15 protein-coding genes are annotated in these 17,451 nt (G+C 60.4%); 5 read left to right on the top strand and 10 right to left on the bottom strand.

Going from position 1 to position 17,451, the window contains the following annotated elements; genetic code table 11:
- Positions 1 to 32: 32 nt before the first annotated feature.
- Positions 33 to 971: an alpha/beta hydrolase gene (locus GV819_RS02315; RefSeq protein ID WP_161753092.1), complete on the bottom strand. Its 939-nt coding sequence runs from the start codon at positions 969 to 971 to the stop codon at positions 33 to 35.
- Positions 972 to 1,080: 109 nt separating this feature from the next.
- Between GV819_RS02315 and GV819_RS02310 the strand changes: the two genes are divergently transcribed.
- The 3 genes from GV819_RS02310 to GV819_RS02300 all read left to right on the top strand — a co-directional run bounded on the left by GV819_RS02310 (position 1,081) and on the right by GV819_RS02300 (position 4,679).
- Entirely contained in the window at positions 1,081 to 1,659 is a 579-nt protein-coding gene (locus GV819_RS02310) for a DUF6436 domain-containing protein (protein ID WP_161753091.1), read from the top strand.
- Between the two features lie 107 nt (positions 1,660 to 1,766).
- Positions 1,767 to 4,178 (top strand): penicillin acylase family protein, encoded by a 2,412-nt coding sequence (locus GV819_RS02305; RefSeq protein WP_161753089.1) that lies wholly within the window; start codon positions 1,767 to 1,769, stop codon positions 4,176 to 4,178.
- 159 nt (positions 4,179 to 4,337) lie between these two features.
- Positions 4,338 to 4,679: a carboxymuconolactone decarboxylase family protein gene (locus tag GV819_RS02300; protein ID WP_161753087.1), complete on the top strand. Its 342-nt coding sequence runs from the start codon at positions 4,338 to 4,340 to the stop codon at positions 4,677 to 4,679.
- Positions 4,680 to 4,878: 199 nt separating this feature from the next.
- On the opposite strand, the gene GV819_RS02295 is transcribed toward GV819_RS02300, so the two are convergent.
- From GV819_RS02295 to GV819_RS02260, 8 genes are all read right to left on the bottom strand, one after another.
- The gene (locus GV819_RS02295) at positions 4,879 to 5,769 is read right to left on the bottom strand and encodes an ABC transporter permease subunit (RefSeq protein ID WP_161753085.1); all 891 of its coding nucleotides are present in this window, start codon (positions 5,767 to 5,769) and stop codon (positions 4,879 to 4,881) included.
- The gene (locus GV819_RS02290) at positions 5,766 to 6,647 is read right to left on the bottom strand and encodes an ABC transporter permease subunit (RefSeq protein ID WP_368668860.1); all 882 of its coding nucleotides are present in this window, start codon (positions 6,645 to 6,647) and stop codon (positions 5,766 to 5,768) included. Before GV819_RS02290 ends, GV819_RS02295 begins: the two co-directional genes overlap by 4 nt.
- Before the next feature lie 35 nt (positions 6,648 to 6,682).
- Entirely contained in the window at positions 6,683 to 7,825 is a 1,143-nt protein-coding gene (locus GV819_RS02285) for an ABC transporter ATP-binding protein (RefSeq protein ID WP_161753081.1), read from the bottom strand.
- 72 nt (positions 7,826 to 7,897) lie between these two features.
- Complete coding sequence (locus GV819_RS02280) at positions 7,898 to 8,992, bottom strand: polyamine ABC transporter substrate-binding protein (protein ID WP_161753079.1); 1,095 nt, start codon at positions 8,990 to 8,992, stop codon at positions 7,898 to 7,900.
- A 190-nt stretch (positions 8,993 to 9,182) separates the two neighbouring features.
- Complete coding sequence (locus GV819_RS02275; protein WP_161753077.1) at positions 9,183 to 10,280, bottom strand: polyamine ABC transporter substrate-binding protein; 1,098 nt, start codon at positions 10,278 to 10,280, stop codon at positions 9,183 to 9,185.
- Positions 10,281 to 10,479: 199 nt separating this feature from the next.
- Positions 10,480 to 11,844 (bottom strand): aspartate aminotransferase family protein, encoded by a 1,365-nt coding sequence (locus GV819_RS02270; protein ID WP_161753075.1) that lies wholly within the window; start codon positions 11,842 to 11,844, stop codon positions 10,480 to 10,482.
- Between the two features lie 56 nt (positions 11,845 to 11,900).
- Positions 11,901 to 13,259 carry a glutamine synthetase family protein gene (locus GV819_RS02265; protein ID WP_161753073.1) on the bottom strand — a complete coding sequence of 453 codons (1,359 nt, stop codon included), beginning with the start codon at positions 13,257 to 13,259 and terminating at the stop codon, positions 11,901 to 11,903.
- A 38-nt stretch (positions 13,260 to 13,297) separates the two neighbouring features.
- Entirely contained in the window at positions 13,298 to 14,080 is a 783-nt protein-coding gene (locus tag GV819_RS02260; RefSeq protein ID WP_161753071.1) for a gamma-glutamyl-gamma-aminobutyrate hydrolase family protein, read from the bottom strand.
- Positions 14,081 to 14,358: 278 nt separating this feature from the next.
- On the opposite strand from GV819_RS02260, the gene GV819_RS02255 reads away from it, so the two are divergent.
- On the top strand, positions 14,359 to 15,735 hold the full coding sequence (locus GV819_RS02255) for a glutamine synthetase family protein (protein ID WP_161753069.1): 1,377 nt from the start codon (positions 14,359 to 14,361) through the stop codon (positions 15,733 to 15,735).
- Positions 15,736 to 15,846: 111 nt separating this feature from the next.
- Positions 15,847 to 16,485 (top strand): TetR/AcrR family transcriptional regulator, encoded by a 639-nt coding sequence (locus tag GV819_RS02250; RefSeq protein WP_161753067.1) that lies wholly within the window; start codon positions 15,847 to 15,849, stop codon positions 16,483 to 16,485.
- A gap of 17 nt (positions 16,486 to 16,502) precedes the next feature.
- On the opposite strand, the gene coaA is transcribed toward GV819_RS02250, so the two are convergent.
- Positions 16,503 to 17,420: a type I pantothenate kinase gene (gene coaA / locus GV819_RS02245; RefSeq protein ID WP_161753065.1), complete on the bottom strand. Its 918-nt coding sequence runs from the start codon at positions 17,418 to 17,420 to the stop codon at positions 16,503 to 16,505.
- Between the last annotated feature and the right edge of the window lie 31 nt (positions 17,421 to 17,451).

Below are 17,451 nucleotides of genomic sequence, written 5' to 3'. Positions count from 1 at the left end.
GCCCCTGTAGCCGTCCGCCCAGATACCCAGCCTCAGACATGCTGGGTGAGAAAAGCGAAGTACTGGTCGCGGTACAACGGAATTTCATTCGCCAGATGGTGCCGGGCCTCCGCCAGCATCAACACCTCGGGCGCGGCGAATTTGCCGCGAATCACCTGCAGGTTGTGCTCCCAATCCACCGTCATGTCCGCCTGCCCCTGTACGATCAACGGCTGCCTTGAGCTGCACGGCGCCGCCTCCAAACGCTTGATCCAGTGCGCCAGCGCACCCACCCAGGCAGTTGGCAGACGCTGGGGCTGCAGCGGATCGGACTGTAGGAAGGCGAGGAAATCCGGGTCGTTGGAGTTTTCGCTGAAGCGCCGGGCAATGCCGCTGACGAAGGGCCGCAGCAGGTAATAGCTGAGCATCGACCAGCCCCAGGCCCGCGGCCGCACCAGGGGCGATAACAGGATCACCTGGCCCTGGGCCGGGCTCTCGGCTCCCTGGTTGAGCAGATGATCCATGATGATCGCGCCGCCGGTGCTTTGTCCGAACAGGTGCCAGGGCTGTGGCAGCTCCAGGGACCGCGCTTCGGCGAACAGGCCTTGCAGCACCCGCTGGTACACCGCGAAGTCATCGATACTGGCTCGCTCGCCACTGGACAGCCCGTGCCCAGGCAGATCGCAGGAAATCACCACAAAGTGGCGCTGCAGCGCCCACTCAATCACATGTCGGTACAAACCCATGTGATCGTAGAAACCGTGGAACAGAAACAGCGTTGCCCGCGGCTGCTCTGGCCACCAGACCTGACAGACCACTTCGTAGCCGTCCACCTGGAACCGCCCCAGGCGACTGCGCGGCACCAGCGCACGTCCGGCGAAGTCCAGCCCATAGAACCGTTGGTAGGCCTGAGCCTCGGCCGACAAGGGCTGCCCGGCGACCAGGGGTTGCAGGCTGGCACGCAGGTGGTCGGAGTCGAAGGTCGCGGACATAGAGGTTTCCAAAACGGGATAGCGGGGACAAAACGGGCTTTCTGGGCCTGCGATATTCATCTGTCGCGGCAAGCATGGCAAGCTACGCGACCTTCGAGGACTGTATTCCATGCGCCATTCTTACCGCACGCCCCTGATTGCCAGCCTGCTCGTCCTGATCTGTGCCGTTGTGCTGTGGAGCGCCTACGACTGGTTTCAGGGACGCTATCTGCGGGCCTTCAGTGAGCACACGGCGATGTTCTCCGGCGACCCCTTGCAACTGCCCGCCGAGTTGGCCGGCCCCGGGGCGATCCGCCTGGTGCACTTCTGGGACCCGGCCTGCCCCTGCAACGTCGGCAATCAACAGCACCTGGCCGAGCTGATCGAGGCCTACGGCCCTCAGGGCGTGGAGTTCTACTCGGTGCAAAAGCCTGGCAGTCACGGCCAGCTACCCGCCACCCTGAGCCGCCTAAAACCCCTCGACAGCCTGCCGGGTGCCGAACAGATCCCCGCCAGCCCGGCAGTGGCGATCTGGGACCGTAGCGGCAAACTGGCGTACTTCGGTCCCTACAGCGAAGGCCTGACCTGCAACGCCAGCAACAGCTTTATCGAGCCGATCCTCCAGGCCCTGCAGGACAATCGCAAGGTCAGCGCCACCCATACCCTGGCGGTAGGCTGCTACTGTCCCTGGCCAGCCAGCGCGGACTAAGGCATTCGCGACTATTCAAGGACCGCCTCCTGCGCGAGGCCCATGACTTGTGCTAAATCTCTGCAGCTCTCCCAAGGCGGCATTGAAAACAACAGCAAGGAGCCCGCATGAAACGCAGCCTGACCGTCGTCGCCGTACTGATCTTCGCCCTGTTGGCAGGCGTTGCCGGCTATCTGTACAGCAAACAGCCGACGCGTCAGGGCCAGGTCGAGCTCAGCGGCCTGCAGGGCTCGGTCACCGTGCGCTACGACGAACGCGGCGTGCCGCACATCCGTGCGGAAAACGAAGCCGATCTGTACCGCGCCCTGGGTTACGTCCACGGCCAGGACCGGCTGTTCCAGATGGAAATCCTGCGGCGCCTGGCCCGCGGCGAGCTGGCAGAAGTCCTGGGGCCCAAGCTGCTGGATACCGACAAACTGTTTCGCAGCCTGCGCATTCGCGAGCGTGCCGACAGCTACGTGGCCGGGCTCGACCGCCAATCTCCGGCCTGGAAGGCCCTGGAAGCCTATCTGGACGGCATTAACCAGTATCAGGCCAGCCACGCCCAACCCATGGAATTCGATGTCCTGGGTATCCACAAACGGCCGTTCACTGCAGAAGACACTGTCAGCGTCGCCGGTTTCATGGCCTACAGCTTCGCCATGGCCTTTCGTACCGAACCGCTGCTGACCTACATCCGCGACCAGTTGGGCAACGACTACCTGAAGGTCTTCGATCTCGACTGGCAGCCCAAGGGCGTGCTGGCCAAGGGCAAGTCGCCCACCTCACTGCCATTGGCCGCCGTTGACTGGCAGGACCTGGGGCAGATCGCCCGCCTGAGCCAGGAGGCCCTGAGCGAGGCGGGACTGCCGCAGTTCGAAGGCAGCAACGCCTGGGCCGTGGCCGGCGCACGCACCAAGAGCGGCCGGCCGCTGCTGGCCGGCGACCCGCATATTCGCTATTCCCTGCCATCGGTGTGGTACGAGGCGCAACTGTCGGCGCCGGGTTTCGAGCTCTACGGCCATCATCAGGCCCTGGTGCCCTTTGCCTTCCTGGGCCACAACCTGGACTTCGGCTGGAGCCTGACCATGTTCCAGAACGACGACCTCGATCTGATCGCCGAGAAGGTCAACCCGGAGAACCCCAATCAGGTCTGGTTCCACGACAAATGGGTCGACCTGAGCAGCAGCACGCAACAGATTGCGGTCAAGGGCCAGGCACCGGTGACCCTGACCTTGCGCCAGTCACCCCACGGTCCGATCATCAACGACATGCTCGGTACCACCGTGGGCAAGGCCCCGGTGGCCATGTGGTGGGGCTTCCTGGAAACTCCGAACCCGATCCTCGACGGTTTCTACCAGCTCAATCGTGCCGACACCCTGGCCAAAGCCCGCGCCGCCGCGGCCAAGATCCACGCACCAGGACTGAACATCGTCTGGGCCAACGCCAAGGGCGACATCGGCTGGTGGGCTGCGGCGCTGCTGCCCAAGCGCCCAGCCGGGGCCAAGCCGGCCTTTATCCTCGATGGCAGCACCGCCATGGCGGACAAGGAAGGTTTCTACCCCTTCAGCGCCAACCCTCAGGAAGAGAATCCGGCCCGGGGCTATATCGTCTCTGCCAACTTCCAGCCGCTCTCCCCCACCGGCATGGAAATTCCCGGCTACTACAACCTCCCCGACCGTGGTCAACAACTGGACCGTCAGCTCAGTGAAAAAAGTGTCAAGTGGGACCTGGAAAACACCCAGAAACTGCAACTGGGCACCACCACCGCCTACGGCCCGCGCCTGTTGGCTCCCCTGCTGCCGGTGTTGCGAGAAGTGGTCAGCGATCCCGATGAACTGAAACTGGTCGAGCAACTGGCGAAGTGGCCAGGCGACTACCCGCTGGACTCCACCAGCGCCACCCTGTTCAACCAGTTCCTGTTCGAACTGGCCGACGCCACCTTCCACGAGAAACTCGGCGACGCCTATTTCGACGCGCTGATCCAGGCCCGGGTAGTCGATGCCGCCCTGCCACGCCTGGCGGCGGACCCCGACTCGCCCTGGTGGGACAATCGCACCACCGCTCAGCGTGAAAGCCGCGCCGACACCGTGAAGGTGGCCTGGCGCGCCAGCATCGACCACCTCAAGCGCACCCTAGGGGCCAACCCTGGGCAATGGCGCTGGGGCACCGCCCATACCCTGACCCACGCCCACCCGCTGGGCATGCAGAAACCTCTGGACCGGTTGTTCAACGTTGGCCCTCTGGAAGCCCCCGGCAGCCATGAAGTGCCGAACAACCTCACCGCCAAGATCGGCCCGGCGCCCTGGTCAGTGGTGTATGGTCCCTCGACCCGACGCATCATCGACTTCGCCGATCCGGCCCACAGCTTGACCATCAACCCGGTGGGCCAGAGCGGTGTACTGTTCGACAAGCACTACGACGATCAGGCTGAGGCCTACATCGAAGGGGTCTATCAGCAAGCGCACTTCAGCGAAGAAGAGGTCACCGCCAATACCCGCAGCACTCTGAAGCTGCTGCCGGCGCGCGGCCCCCAATAAGCCGGGGCAGCCCATTGTTGGCAAACGGGCTCGCCATCGAGATCATTTGCGCGTACTGGGCAGGTATTTGAGCGAATCGGACACACCCGAAACGCCAGGATGGTCAAGACTGAGGGTGTCGCAACAGCACACCCCCCAACCCATCCCGGAGTGACTACGATGTTCCATAACTGGTCCGAACTGCTGCCTACCATCAAGAAAGCCTTTGGCTCCCTGGGCAAGAGCAACCCGAAAATGGTCCAGGCCTATATGGCCCTGGGTGAAGCCGCGGAAGAAAACAACGTACTCGACGCCAAGACCCGCGAGCTGATTTCCATTGCCGTGGCCATCACCACCCGCTGTGACGGCTGCATCGGTGTACACACCGACGCCGCGATCAAGGCCGGCGCCACCCGCGAAGAAGTGGCCGCGACCCTGGCCACGGCGATCTCGCTGAATGCCGGTGCGGCCTATATCTATTCACTGCGCACGCTAGAGGCGTATGACAGCCTGAAGCCATGACGGCCCTGCGCCAATCTCGAAGCAGCACCTTCGGCAACGGAAAGGTCGACGTGTTGCGGGATCAGCAGCCTGGGCTCAGGACGCTGGACTTCATCGAGATCACCCGCCAGTCGCCCTGGCAATCCTGAGAGGGAATGTTCAGGGTAAAAAAAACCTCGCTCCCAATCAGGGGCGAGGTTTTTTCAGTGCTGCACGCAGGTCAGACGGTTTCCACCCGCTGTGGCCGACGCACGTCCGGCTGTTTCCAGGAGTCGGCGGCGCTTTCCTCGATGGCCTGCTGGATCGCCCGCTTGCGGGCTTCTTCGGCGCGACGGCTGAAGAACCAGACCAGGAAGGTCACCAGGGACACCGCCAGCAGGATCAGGCTGGCCACGGCGTTGATCTCCGGTTTCACCCCCAGTCGCACCGCCGAGAACACTTCCATCGGCAAGGTGGTGGAGCCCGGGCCGGAAACGAAGCTCGCCAGCACCAGATCATCCAGGGACAGGGCGAAGGACATCATGCCGCCGGCTGCCAGGGATGGCGCGATCATCGGGATGGTGATCAGGAAGAACACCTTCCACGGCCGCGCGCCCAGGTCCATGGCCGCCTCTTCGATGGACAGGTCCAGCTCACGCAGGCGTGCCGACACCACCACCGCCACATAGGCTGCGCAGAACGTGGTGTGAGCGATCCAGATGGTGACGATGCCACGCTCCTGGGGCCAACCGATGGCCTGGGCCATGGCCACGAACAGCAGCAACAGCGACAGACCGGTGATCACTTCCGGCATCACCAGCGGCGCGGTGACCAGGCCACCGAACAGGGTGCGGCCCTTGAAGTGGGTGATCCGGGTCAGCACGAATGCCGCCAGGGTGCCCAGGGCCACTGCCGCTACCGCGGTGTAGCAGGCGATCTCCAGGGACCGCAGGACCGAGCCCATGAGCTGGGTGTTGTCCAGCAGGCCGACGTACCAACTGATCGACCAACCGCCCCACACCGTCACCAGTCGCGAGGCGTTGAACGAGTAGATCACCAGGATCAGCATCGGCAGGTAGATGAACAACAATCCCAGCACCAGCATCAGGCTTGAAAAACTGAAGCGCTTCATTCCTTGCCCTCCATTTCCTTGGCCTGACTGCGGTTGAACAGGATGATCGGCACAATCAGGATCGCCAGCATCACCACTGCCAGGGCAGACGCCACCGGCCAGTCACGGTTGTTGAAGAACTCTTGCCAGAGCACTTTACCGATCATCAGGGTTTCCGGACCGCCCAACAGTTCCGGAATCACGAACTCGCCCACCACCGGGATGAACACCAGCATGCAGCCGGCGATGATGCCGTTCTTGGACAGCGGTACGGTGATCGTCCAGAAGCTGTTGAAGGAGCTAGAACCCAGGTCGGCCGCCGCCTCCAGCAGACTGTGGTCGTGCTTTACCAGGTTGGCGTAGAGCGGCAGGATCATGAACGGCAGGTAGGAATAGACCACGCCGATGTACACCGCGATGTTGGTGTTGAGGATCTGCAGCGGTTCGTTGATCCAGCCCATCGACATCAGGAAGCCATTGAGCAGGCCGTTGTTACTGAGAATGCCCATCCAGGCATAGACGCGGATCAGGATCGCGGTCCAGGTCGGCATCATGATCAGCAGCACCAGCACCGTCTGCATCTCTTTGCGGGCACTGGCGATGGCATAGGCCATCGGGTAGCCGATCAGCAGGCAGAGGATGGTGCTGAAGAACGCCATCTTCAGCGAGCCGAGGTAGGCGGCGATGTACAGCTCGTCGTCCCCCAGCATCGCGTAGTTGCCGAGGTTGAGCAGCAGCTGGAGCTTCTGGTCGACGTAGCTGTAGATCTCGGTATACGGCGGAATGGCCACGTCCGCTTCGGCGAAGCTGATCTTCAGGACAATGAAGAACGGCAGCATGAAGAACAGGAACAGCCAGATGAAGGGGATCCCGATGACCAGTTGGCGACCACCGGGAATTATTCGATTGAGTCGGCGCTTGAGCTTTCGCATGTTCATGAGCGCAGTACCACGCCGCTGTCGTCTTCCCACCACACGTAGACCTGGTCACCCCAGGTCGGCCGCGCGCCACGGCGCTCGGCGTTGGCGACGAAGGACTGCACCAGCTTGCCGCTCGGCAGCTCGACGTAGAACACCGAGTGACCGCCCAGGTAAGCAATGTCGTGCACCTTGCCGCTGGACCAGTTGTACTCGCAGGTCGGCATCTCGGCGGTGACCAGGAGTTTTTCCGGGCGGATCGCGTAGGTCACCGACTTGTCCTGGACCGAGGTGCTGATGCCGTGGCCAACATAGATGCTGCGGTCCACGTCCTTGCAGGTGATCACCGCATGGCCCTCGGCATCGTCCACCACTTCGCCCTCGAAGATGTTGACGTTGCCGATGAACTCGCAGACCAGACGGCTGACCGGCGTTTCATAAATATCGATCGGGCTGCCGATCTGGGCGATCCAGCCCAGGTGCATGATGGCGATGCGCTCGGCCATGGTCATGGCCTCTTCCTGGTCGTGAGTCACCATCACGCAGGTCACACCCACGCGCTCGATGATCTCTACCAGCTCCAGCTGCATCTGCGAGCGCAGCTTCTTGTCCAGGGCGCCCATGGGCTCATCCAACAGCAACAGTTTCGGGCGCTTGGCCAGAGAGCGGGCCAGGGCCACGCGCTGGCGCTGGCCGCCGGACAGTTGGTGCGGCTTGCGTTTGGCGTATTGGCTCATCTGCACCAGCTTGAGCATTTCGGCCACCCGGGCGTCGACTTCAGCGGCCGGGATCTTGTCCTGCTTGAGGCCGAAGGCGATGTTCTGCGCCACAGTCATGTGCGGGAACAAGGCGTAGGACTGGAACATCATGTTGATCGGCCGCTCGTAAGGCGGCATATCGGTGATGTCCACGCCATCGAGGAAGATTCGCCCCTCCGTCGGCCGCTCGAACCCGGCCAGCATACGCAGCAAAGTGGACTTGCCCGATCCCGAGCCGCCGAGCAGGGCGAAGATCTCGCCTTTGTTGATTTCCAGGGACACATCGTCCACAGCAATCGTCTCGTCGAACTTCTTCGTGACCCGGTCGATTTTGACCAACACCTGTTTCGGTGTCTGGTCGCCCTCGAGGGCTTTCTTATAGGCGCCGGAGGCAACTGCCATTTTGCGAAACTCCCAACAAAATTTGCAGCCCGCCGCACGCCGGCGGGCCTTGGATAGTTTGAGCCTGTGGAACTATTTACCCGTCTTGACCTTGGTCCAGCTGCGGGTCATCAAGCGTTGGATATTCGGGGGTAACTCGGTGGACACGTAAGTCTTGTCGAGCACTTCCTGCGGTGGATAAACCGCTGCATCGGTGCGAATGGATTGCTCCATCAGCTTGTCCGACCCCGGATTGGGGTTGGCATAACCGACGTAGTCACTGACCTGAGCAATCACCTCAGGTTGCAGCAAATAGTTGATGAAGGCGTGGGCTTGCTTGACGTTGGTCGAGTCCTTGGGAATCGCCAGCATGTCGAACCACAGGGCGCCACCCTCTTTCGGAATTGCATAGGCGATGTTCACGCCCTTGCCGGCCTCCGCGGCCCGGGCCTTGGCCTGGAAGATGTCACCGGAGAAACCGATGGCCACGCAGATATTGCCGTTGGCCAGGTCGGAGATGTACTTGGACGAGTGGAAATAGGTCACGTAAGGACGTACGGCCAAGAGTTTGGCTTCGGCCTTCTTGTAGTCCTGCGGGGTGGTGCTGTTGGCGTTCAGGCCCAGGTAGTTGAGGACCGTGGGCATCATCTCGTCGGCGGAGTCGAGGAAGGCCACACCGCAACTGTTGAGCTTCTTGATGTTCTCTGGCTCGAACAGCACGCTCCAGGAGTCGATCTTGTCCACACCCAAGGCAGCCTTGACCTTATCGACGTTGTAGCCGATGCCATTAGTGCCCCACAGGTAAGGCACCGCGTACTGGTTGCCCGGGTCGTTCATTTCCAGGCGCTTGAGCAGTGCCGGGTCAAGATTCGAATAGTGGGTCAGCAGGCTTTTGTCGAGTTTCTGGAAAGCCCCGGCCTTGATCTGTTTGCCCAGGAAGTGGTTGGACGGTACGACCACGTCATAACCGGTACGACCGGCCAGCAACTTGCCTTCCAGGGTTTCATTGGAATCGAATACGTCATACACCGGCTTGATACCCGTGGCCTTTTCAAACTCTGCCAGGGTGTTCTGACCGATGTAATCCGACCAGTTATAAATATGCACGGTCGGTGCCGCCTGAGCGCCAGCCATCAGCGTCAGGCCGGCGGCAACCAGCATGGCTTTGCGAAACAAAGAAATAGGCAAGTAGAGGTCCTCTTCAATAGTTGGGCCCAAGTTGCCCCGCGCTACCTGACAGCCCCCAAGCTGCCCAGCAACAAAACCGGCGCGCAACTTACCCTCGATAAACCAATCCAGCAAAACTTTCTGTCATTTAATTGTTTCCTGTTGCCGCCCTCGCCATGACGACGACAACAGGATATTGCTGCAAATCGGTTTATTTACCGGATTTGATCTTGGTCCAACTGCGGGTCAGGACGCGCTGGGTCGCGGCCGGCAAGTCGGAGATCGCGTACAGCTTGGCCTGGACATCCGCAGGCGGGTAAACGCCCGGGTCGCTGGTGATGTCTTTATCGACCAATGGGGTTGCAGCCGCGTTACCGTTGGGGAAACGCACGGCGTTGGTGATCTCGGCCATCACTTCCGGCTTCTGCAGGAAGGTCATGAACTTGTAGGCACCTTCGACGTTTTCTGCATCTTTAGGGATGGCGACCATGTCGTAGAAACTGCCAGCACCCTCTTTCGGAATGTTGTAGCTGACCTTGACCTTGTCACCGGCTTCAGCCGCACGGGCCTTGGCCTGGTAGATATCGCCCGAGTAACCAACAGCCACGCAGATGTTGCCGTTGGCCAGGTCAGAGATGTACTTGGACGAATGGAAGTAGGCGATCGAAGGACGGATCTTGAGGAACAGTGCTTCGGCTTCAGCCAGTTGTTTCTTGTCCTGGCTATCGGTTGGGTAGCCCAGGTAGTGCAATGCCACCGGAATCATCTCGGTTGGCGAATCGAGGAAGCTGACGCCACAGGATTTCAACTTCGCGGCGTTTTCCGGCTTGAACAGCAGGTCCCAGGAGTTGGTCGGTGCGTCGGCACCCAATGCAGCCTTGACCTTCTCGGCATTGAAGCCGATACCGATCGAGCCCCACATGTAAGGGAAAGCGTGTTTGTTGCCCGGGTCACTCACCGATACCGCCTTGAGCAGCGACTCGTTGAGGTTCTTCCAGTTCGGCAACTTGGACCGGTCCAGTTCCTGGTAGACGCCCGCCTTGATCTGCTTGGCCAGGAAGTTGTTGGAAGGCACCACCACGTCGTAACCGGACTTGCCGGCCAGCAACTTGGCTTCCAGGGTCTCGTTGCTGTCGAACACGTCATAGACCACTTTGATGCCCGACTCGGCTTCAAACTTCTTGATGGTGTCCGGAGCGATGTAATCGGACCAGTTGTAAACGTGCAGCACTTTATCGTCCGCCTGTGCCGCGGCCGCCATCACGCCCATCAGGGACATGGCGAGGAGGGTCTTGCCAGCTAACTTCATACCTAATGCCTTCATGCGTAATGCTCCGATTATTCTTTTTAAGCACATTCTTGGTGACCCAGAGCCAGCGGCCGATATGCAAGCCACTAAGAACGGCGGGTAGTCTGGCAAGATCCAAGGCCGGCTTTCAAGGAAAGTCCCGGCCTTTATATCCACTTTGAACGCAATGCCCGCAAGCATCGCGCTCAAAGCCTAGCACTCAGCCCTCGAGTGCATGCAGAGTCAGGTCCAGGCACTTGCGCGCCTTGGCCACCAACTCGTCAATCTCTGCTTCGCTGATCACCAGCGGCGGAGCAATGATCATGGTGTCGCCCACGGCGCGCATGATCAGGCCGTTGTCGAAACAGAACTGCCGGCAAATCATGCCTGCACCACGGCCTGTGTGGCGTGCCCGGGTGGCCTTGTCCTTGACCAGTTCGATCGCCCCCAGTAGACCGACTCCGCGAACCTCACCCACCAACGGGTGGTCACTCAGTTCCCGCAGTCGTTTCTGCAAGTAAGGTGCCGTTTTTTCCTGGACATGCTGGATAATTTTTTCTTCACGCAGGATGCGGATGTTTTCCAGGGCCACAGCCGCCGCCACCGGGTGCCCGGAATAGGTGAAACCGTGGTTGAAATCACCGCCCTCGTTGAGCACCGCCACCACCGCGTCACGTACGACCAGGCCACCCATGGGGATATAGCCGGAGGTCAGGCCCTTGGCGATGGTCATCATGTCCGGCTTGAGGTCGTAGAAATCGCTACCGAACCACTCACCGGTACGACCGAAGCCACAGATCACTTCATCGGCGACGAAGAGAATGTCGTACTTGGCGAGGATTTCCTTGATCCGCGGCCAGTAGCTGTCCGGCGGCACAATGACCCCGCCGGCGCCCTGGATCGGCTCGGCGATAAAGGCCCCGACGTTGTCCACGCCCAGTTCGAGGATCTTTTCTTCGAGTTTGTTGGCCGCCCAGATGCCGAACTCTTCGGGGCTCATGTCACCGCCTTCGCCGAACCAGTAAGGCTGCGGGATGTGGACGATGCCCGGGATCGGCAAGTCGCCCTGCTCGTGCATGTAAGTCATGCCGCCAAGGCTGGCACCGGCCACGGTGGAACCGTGGTAGCCATTGACCCGGCTGATGATGGTTTTCTTGTTCGGCTGGCCCTTGATCGCCCAGTAGTGGCGGACCATGCGCAGCATGGTGTCGTTGCCTTCGGAGCCGGAACCGGTGAAGAACACGTGATTCATGCCTTCTGGTGCGACATCGGCAATCGCTTTGGACAACTCCAGCACCGGCGGGTGGGCCGTCTGGAAAAACAGGTTGTAGTACGGCAGTTCGCGCATCTGCTTGCTGGCGGCCTCGGCCAGTTCATCACGACCGTAGCCGATGGCCACGCACCACAGGCCAGCCATGCCGTCGAGAATCTGATTGCCTTCACTGTCCCAGAGATAAACACCCTTGGCATGGGTGATGATCCGTGGCCCCTTCTCCTTCAATTGTTTGAAGTCACTAAAAGGCGCCAGGTGGTGATCACTGCTGAGGGTTTGCCACTCGCGGGTTTGCGGGTTTTTATGAGTCATCAATGTCTCCTAAGTGTCAGTGAAGGCGCCACTGGCGGGCAGTGGCGCCCGGCGGATCAGACGGCGAACAACAGGAACTCCCGCTCCCACGAACTGATCACGCGCTTGAAGTTTTCATGCTCGGCCCGCTTCACCGCGACATAACCGGTGATGAACTTGTGGCCCAGGTATTTTTCGATGGTCTTGCTGTTTTCCATACGTTCCAGCGCATCCTCGATGGTCAACGGCAGGCGCAGGTTACGGCGCTCGTAGCCACGACCGACCACCGGCGCGCTCGGGTTGTGGCCTTCGACCATGCCGATGTAGCCACACAGCAGGCTGGCAGCAATGGCCAGGTAGGGGTTGGCGTCGGCGCCCGGCAGGCGGTTTTCCACCCGGCGGTTCTGTGGTCCGGCATCCGGCACCCGCAGGCCCACGGTACGGTTCTCCTCACCCCACTCGACGTTCACCGGCGCCGAAGTGTCGGGCAGGAAGCGGCGGAACGAGTTGACGTTGGGGGCAAACAGCGGCAGCAGCTCGGGGATGAACTTCTGCAACCCGCCGATATGATTGAGGAACAGCTGGCTCATGGTTCCGTCTTCATTGGAGAAAACATTCTTGCCAGTGCTGATCTCAATGATGCTCTGGTGCAGGTGCATGGCGCTGCCAGGCTCGCCGGTCATCGGCTTGGCCATGAAGGTCGCGGCGACGTCGTGCTTGAGCGCGGCTTCACGCATGGTGCGCTTGAACACCAGGATCTGATCGGCCAGGGACAGGGCATCGCCGTGACGGAAGTTGATCTCCATCTGCGCCGTGCCGTCCTCGTGGATCAGGGTGTCGAGGTCCAGCTCCTGCAGCTCGCACCAGTCGTAGACGTCCTCGAACAACGGGTCGAATTCGTTGGCGGCTTCAATGGAGAAGGATTGGCGACCGGTTTCCGGGCGGCCGGAGCGGCCCACCGGCGGTTGCAACGGGTAGTCCGGGTCGTCGCTGCGCTTGGTCAGGTAGAACTCCATCTCCGGCGCCACGATGGGCTGCCAGCCGTGGTCGGCATAGAGCTTGAGGACCTTCTTCAAGACGTTGCGCGGCGACAGCTCGATGGGGTTGCCTTGCTTGTCGTAGGTGTCGTGGATCACCTGGGCGGTGGGCTCGATGGCCCACGGCACGAGGAACACGGCGTTCTGGTCCGGGCGGCAGATCATGTCGATGTCCGCAGGATCCAGCAGGTCGTAATAGATGTCGTCTTCGACATAGTCGCCGGTCACGGTCTGCAGCAGCACGCTCTCGGGCAAACGCATGCCTTTCTCGGCAATGAATTTGTTGGTCGGCGAGATCTTGCCCCGGGTGATACCGGTCAAGTCGCCGATCATGCATTCGACTTCTGTGATCTTGTGGTCTTTCAACCAATCGGTGAGCTGGTCGAGGTTGTTACTCATAAATGCCTCTAGGCTGAGTTTCCTGACTCTTTATTAGGTCAGGCGTTGTTTGACGCATGGGCGTCGCGTTGTGTTGCCCGCTTGCGGCAGGCATCACCAAATGCCCGGAAGATGGCAAGGTAGTGAGGATTGGAGCTTACCTGCCATTCGGGGTGCCATTGCACCCCCAAAGCAAAAGCCTTGCCTCCTTTGATAGAGATCGCCTCTATCAACCCGTCAGGAGCCTGTGCCTCAACCTGCAGGCCCGGCGCCAGACGTTCAACGCCTTGAGCATGAATCGAGTTGACTTGCATCTTTTGCGGCAAGCCCAGGCCCGCCAGTATCCCGCCGGCCTGGATATGCAGCTCGTGAGCGGGCGCGTACCAGGCATCCAGGGGCTGCTCGGGCTGCTCCGCGTGGCGGTGGTCCATGAAAGGCTCCACCTCATGCACGTTCTGATACAGGCTGCCACCGAGGGCCACGTTCATTTCCTGAAAACCGCGACAGATAGCCAGCACCGGAATCCCGGCGGCAACGGCGGCGCTCAGCAGTGGCAACGTGGCAGCGTCCCGTGCAGAATCATGAGCAGTGCCCGCCGCGCTGGCAGGACCCTGATAGTGAAAAGGTTCGATATTGGAAGGGGAGCCCGTAAAGAGAATGCCGTCCAGACCGTCCAGAATATCGGACGGGGAAAGCAGTTCTGCCAGGGAAGGAAGAATCACCGGCACGCCGTGGGCGGCGCTGGCTACTGCCTGGACATACTCGTCGCCACTGATGTGATAGGCATGCAGACCGATCTGCCTGGAACAGGCGGTGACGCCGATTAACGGCAGGCGAGACATGAAACACCCCGGTATTATTGCTGTTATGGGTTTGATTCGAGCTTAGCCTTGTTCATTTTTTTACACAACACCCCCGTAAAAAATACAACACGGCCCGCTCAAGCCTGCGGCACCCAAGTGACTCGAGGCCCAAAAAACGCCCCGTTTTGCCTCAAAAGGGCCTTGTCGGCCCTTTATTAGGGCATAAAAGGCCTTACTTGACTTCGGCAAGCCGTTCGGGTTGACTGAAACCAGAAAAGATCAATGATTGATATTTTTAACAACAAAGGTGTTGCATCATGTCGGTACCCCCGCGTGCCGTTCAGCTTAATGAAGCGAACGCGTTCCTTAAGGATCATCCTGAGGTTCTGTACGTAGACCTTCTAATTGCGGATATGAATGGTGTGGTGCGCGGCAAGCGCATCGAACGCACCAGCCTCCACAAGGTTTACGAGAAAGGCATCAACCTGCCGGCCTCCCTCTTTGCCCTGGATATCAATGGCTCTACGGTGGAAAGCACCGGCCTGGGCCTGGACATCGGTGATGCTGACCGAATCTGCTATCCAATCCCCGATACCCTGTGCAATGAACCCTGGCAGAAGCGCCCTACCGCGCAACTGTTAATGACCATGCACGAACTGGAAGGCGAACCTTTCTTCGCCGACCCCCGCGAAGTATTGCGTCAAGTCGTGACCAAGTTCGACGATCTCGGCCTGACCATCTGCGCAGCGTTCGAGCTGGAGTTCTACCTGATCGACCAGGAGAACGTGAACGGTCGCCCACAACCTCCGCGCTCGCCGATCTCCGGCAAGCGTCCGCACTCGACACAGGTCTACCTGATCGACGACCTCGACGAATATGTCGACTGCCTCCAGGACATTCTGGAAGGTGCGAAAGAGCAAGGCATCCCAGCTGACGCCATCGTCAAGGAAAGTGCTCCGGCGCAGTTCGAAGTGAACCTGCACCACGTTGCCGACCCGATCAAGGCCTGCGACTACGCGGTACTGCTCAAGCGTCTGATCAAGAACATCGCCTACGACCATGAGATGGACACCACCTTCATGGCCAAGCCTTACCCTGGCCAGGCGGGTAACGGTCTGCACGTCCACATCTCGATTCTCGACAAAGACGGCAAAAACATTTTTGCCAGTGAGGATCCCGAGCAGAACGCCGCACTGCGTCACGCGATCGGCGGTGTGCTCGAGACCCTACCGGCGCAGATGGCCTTCCTCTGCCCGAACGTCAACTCCTACCGTCGTTTCGGCGCGCAGTTCTATGTACCCAATTCGCCGAGCTGGGGCCTGGACAACCGCACCGTAGCCCTGCGCGTACCGACCGGCTCTGCCGACGCGGTCCGCCTGGAGCACCGGGTAGCCGGCGCCGACGCCAACCCTTACCTGCTGATGGCTTCGGTCCTGGCGGGCGTGCACCACGGTCTGACCAACAAGATCGAACCCGGTGCTCCGGTGGAAGGCAACTCCTACGAGCAGAACGAGCAGAGCCTGCCGAACAACCTGCGCGATGCACTGCGCGAGTTGGACGACAGCGAAGTCATGGCCAAGTACATCGACCCGAAATACATCGATATCTTCGTCGCCTGTAAAGAGAGCGAGCTGGAGGAGTTCGAACACTCCATCTCCGACCTCGAGTACAACTGGTACCTGCACACCGTTTAAACGGTTGCTGTAGAAAACAACGCCGCGGGGCTCAACAGCCCGCGGCGTTTTTTTGCGCCGGTGATCCGTAACCGCTGACGTACAATGCCCGCTGCCCTGTAGGAGACACCGATGACGCGCACTGCCCCTCTTCGCAAACCCCGTGCACGCAGCCAGGCCCGGATCGACTCGATACTCGAGGCCGCACGGACCCTGCTGGCGGCCGAGGGCGTGGCCAGCCTGTCGATCTACAGCGTGGCTGAAAGAGCACAGATTCCACCGTCGTCGGTCTATCACTTCTTCGCCAGCGTCCCGGCCCTGCTGGAAGCCCTTACCGCCGACGTCCACGCCGGGTTCCGCGCCTGCCTGCAAGCACCGATCGACCATGACCAACTCAACAGCTGGCGCGATCTGTCACGCCTGGTGGAACAACGCATGCTCGTCATCTACGACGCTGATGCAGCGGCCCGCCAGCTGATTCTCGCGCAGCACGGCCTGACCGAAGTGACTCAGGCCGATCGCCAGCACGACATCGAACTCGGCGACCTGATGCACAAGCTGTTCAATCACCACTTCGAACTGCCGACGCTGCCCCAGGACGTGGATGTATTCGCCCTGGCCATGGAGTTGGGAGATCGGGTGTACGCGCGCTCGGTACAACAGCATGGGCAGATCACCCCGCGCATGGCAGAAGAAGGCATGCGCGTATTCGATGCCTACCTGGGTCTCTATCTACCGCCCTACCTGCCCAAGCGCCCAGCATCGCGCTGAGAACAGCGCCAGCCCGCTCATACTTGCCGCAACAGCAGCCTGTCGATGTGATGGTCCGCCGATTTATGGATGATCAGGTTGGCCCTTTCTCGGGTCGGCAGGATGTTTTCGACAAGGTTCTTCAAGTTGACCCGATCCCAGGTAGCAGACGCCATTGACAGTGCTTCGGGATCGGAGAGCCCTTTGTACTTGTTGAAGTAAGAGTCTGCCGACTGGAAGGCGGTGTTCTTCAAGTAGACAAATCGCTCCAGATACCAGGTCTTGATCGTCTCCGGCGATGCATCGACATAGATGGAGAAGTCGATGAAGTCCAGCGCGTTCAAGCCTTGCCCCTGCTCCCCCTGCAACACATTCAGGCCTTCCAGGATGATGATATCCGGCGCCTCTACCGACTGCGCTTCATCGGCCAGGATGTCGTAGCGAACATGGGAGTAGACCGGAATCTGCGCGGCTTTGCCGTTCTTGCACACGGCCTGCAGGAAATCCACAAACAGCGGCTCGTCGTAGGACTCGGGAAACCCCTTGCGGTGCAAAATATTCTTTGCCTCAAGGGTCGCCAAAGGAAACAGAAACGAATCCGTGGTCACCAGGTGCACATTGGGTTTTCCCGGCCAATAGGCCAACAGAGCCGCCAAGACCCTGGCAAAACTGCTTTTGCCCACTGCCACGCTGCCCGAGACGCCAATCACATAAGGGGCCTTGAAGCCTGCCTGCGGCTCCTTGAGCGGCTGCACCTGTGCCGCATGCAAATGCAGCAGGCGCGACAGCGGGAGCAGAATCTGCCTCACCTCCTCGGACGCCATGGGCTGGGTCGGACTGGTCAGCGTGTCCATCTCGGACGGTGACAGGCTCATGGGTTCCCCAGCCCGCAAAGCAGACCAATGGTCGCGATCGAACTCCAGATACCCTACGTTTGGACCCTGCTCTGTTGTCATGTCAGTACTGTTCAGGCCTTGCCGAAAGCAG

Source organism: Pseudomonas sp. Fl5BN2 (genome assembly GCF_009908205.1).
Classification (GTDB): Bacteria; Pseudomonadota; Gammaproteobacteria; order Pseudomonadales; family Pseudomonadaceae; genus Aquipseudomonas.
This window is presented reverse-complemented; position numbering and strand designations above follow the sequence as displayed.

What these genes read in the sequence shown, in the direction of transcription:
- GV819_RS02315 (WP_161753092.1), bottom strand. Translation starts at nt 971, where the DNA reads ATGTCCGCGACCTTCGACTCCGACCACCTGCGTGCCAGCCTGCAACCC.
- GV819_RS02260 (WP_161753071.1), bottom strand. Translation starts at nt 14,080, where the DNA reads ATGTCTCGCCTGCCGTTAATCGGCGTCACCGCCTGTTCCAGGCAGATC.
- GV819_RS02300 (WP_161753087.1), top strand. Translation starts at nt 4,338, where the DNA reads ATGTTCCATAACTGGTCCGAACTGCTGCCTACCATCAAGAAAGCCTTT.
- coaA (WP_161753065.1), bottom strand. Translation starts at nt 17,420, where the DNA reads ATGACAACAGAGCAGGGTCCAAACGTAGGGTATCTGGAGTTCGATCGC.
- GV819_RS02270 (WP_161753075.1), bottom strand. Translation starts at nt 11,844, where the DNA reads ATGACTCATAAAAACCCGCAAACCCGCGAGTGGCAAACCCTCAGCAGT.
- GV819_RS02305 (WP_161753089.1), top strand. Translation starts at nt 1,767, where the DNA reads ATGAAACGCAGCCTGACCGTCGTCGCCGTACTGATCTTCGCCCTGTTG.
- GV819_RS02285 (WP_161753081.1), bottom strand. Translation starts at nt 7,825, where the DNA reads ATGGCAGTTGCCTCCGGCGCCTATAAGAAAGCCCTCGAGGGCGACCAG.
- GV819_RS02310 (WP_161753091.1), top strand. Translation starts at nt 1,081, where the DNA reads ATGCGCCATTCTTACCGCACGCCCCTGATTGCCAGCCTGCTCGTCCTG.
- GV819_RS02255 (WP_161753069.1), top strand. Translation starts at nt 14,359, where the DNA reads ATGTCGGTACCCCCGCGTGCCGTTCAGCTTAATGAAGCGAACGCGTTC.
- GV819_RS02295 (WP_161753085.1), bottom strand. Translation starts at nt 5,769, where the DNA reads ATGAAGCGCTTCAGTTTTTCAAGCCTGATGCTGGTGCTGGGATTGTTG.
- GV819_RS02275 (WP_161753077.1), bottom strand. Translation starts at nt 10,280, where the DNA reads ATGAAGTTAGCTGGCAAGACCCTCCTCGCCATGTCCCTGATGGGCGTG.
- GV819_RS02265 (WP_161753073.1), bottom strand. Translation starts at nt 13,259, where the DNA reads ATGAGTAACAACCTCGACCAGCTCACCGATTGGTTGAAAGACCACAAG.
- GV819_RS02250 (WP_161753067.1), top strand. Translation starts at nt 15,847, where the DNA reads ATGACGCGCACTGCCCCTCTTCGCAAACCCCGTGCACGCAGCCAGGCC.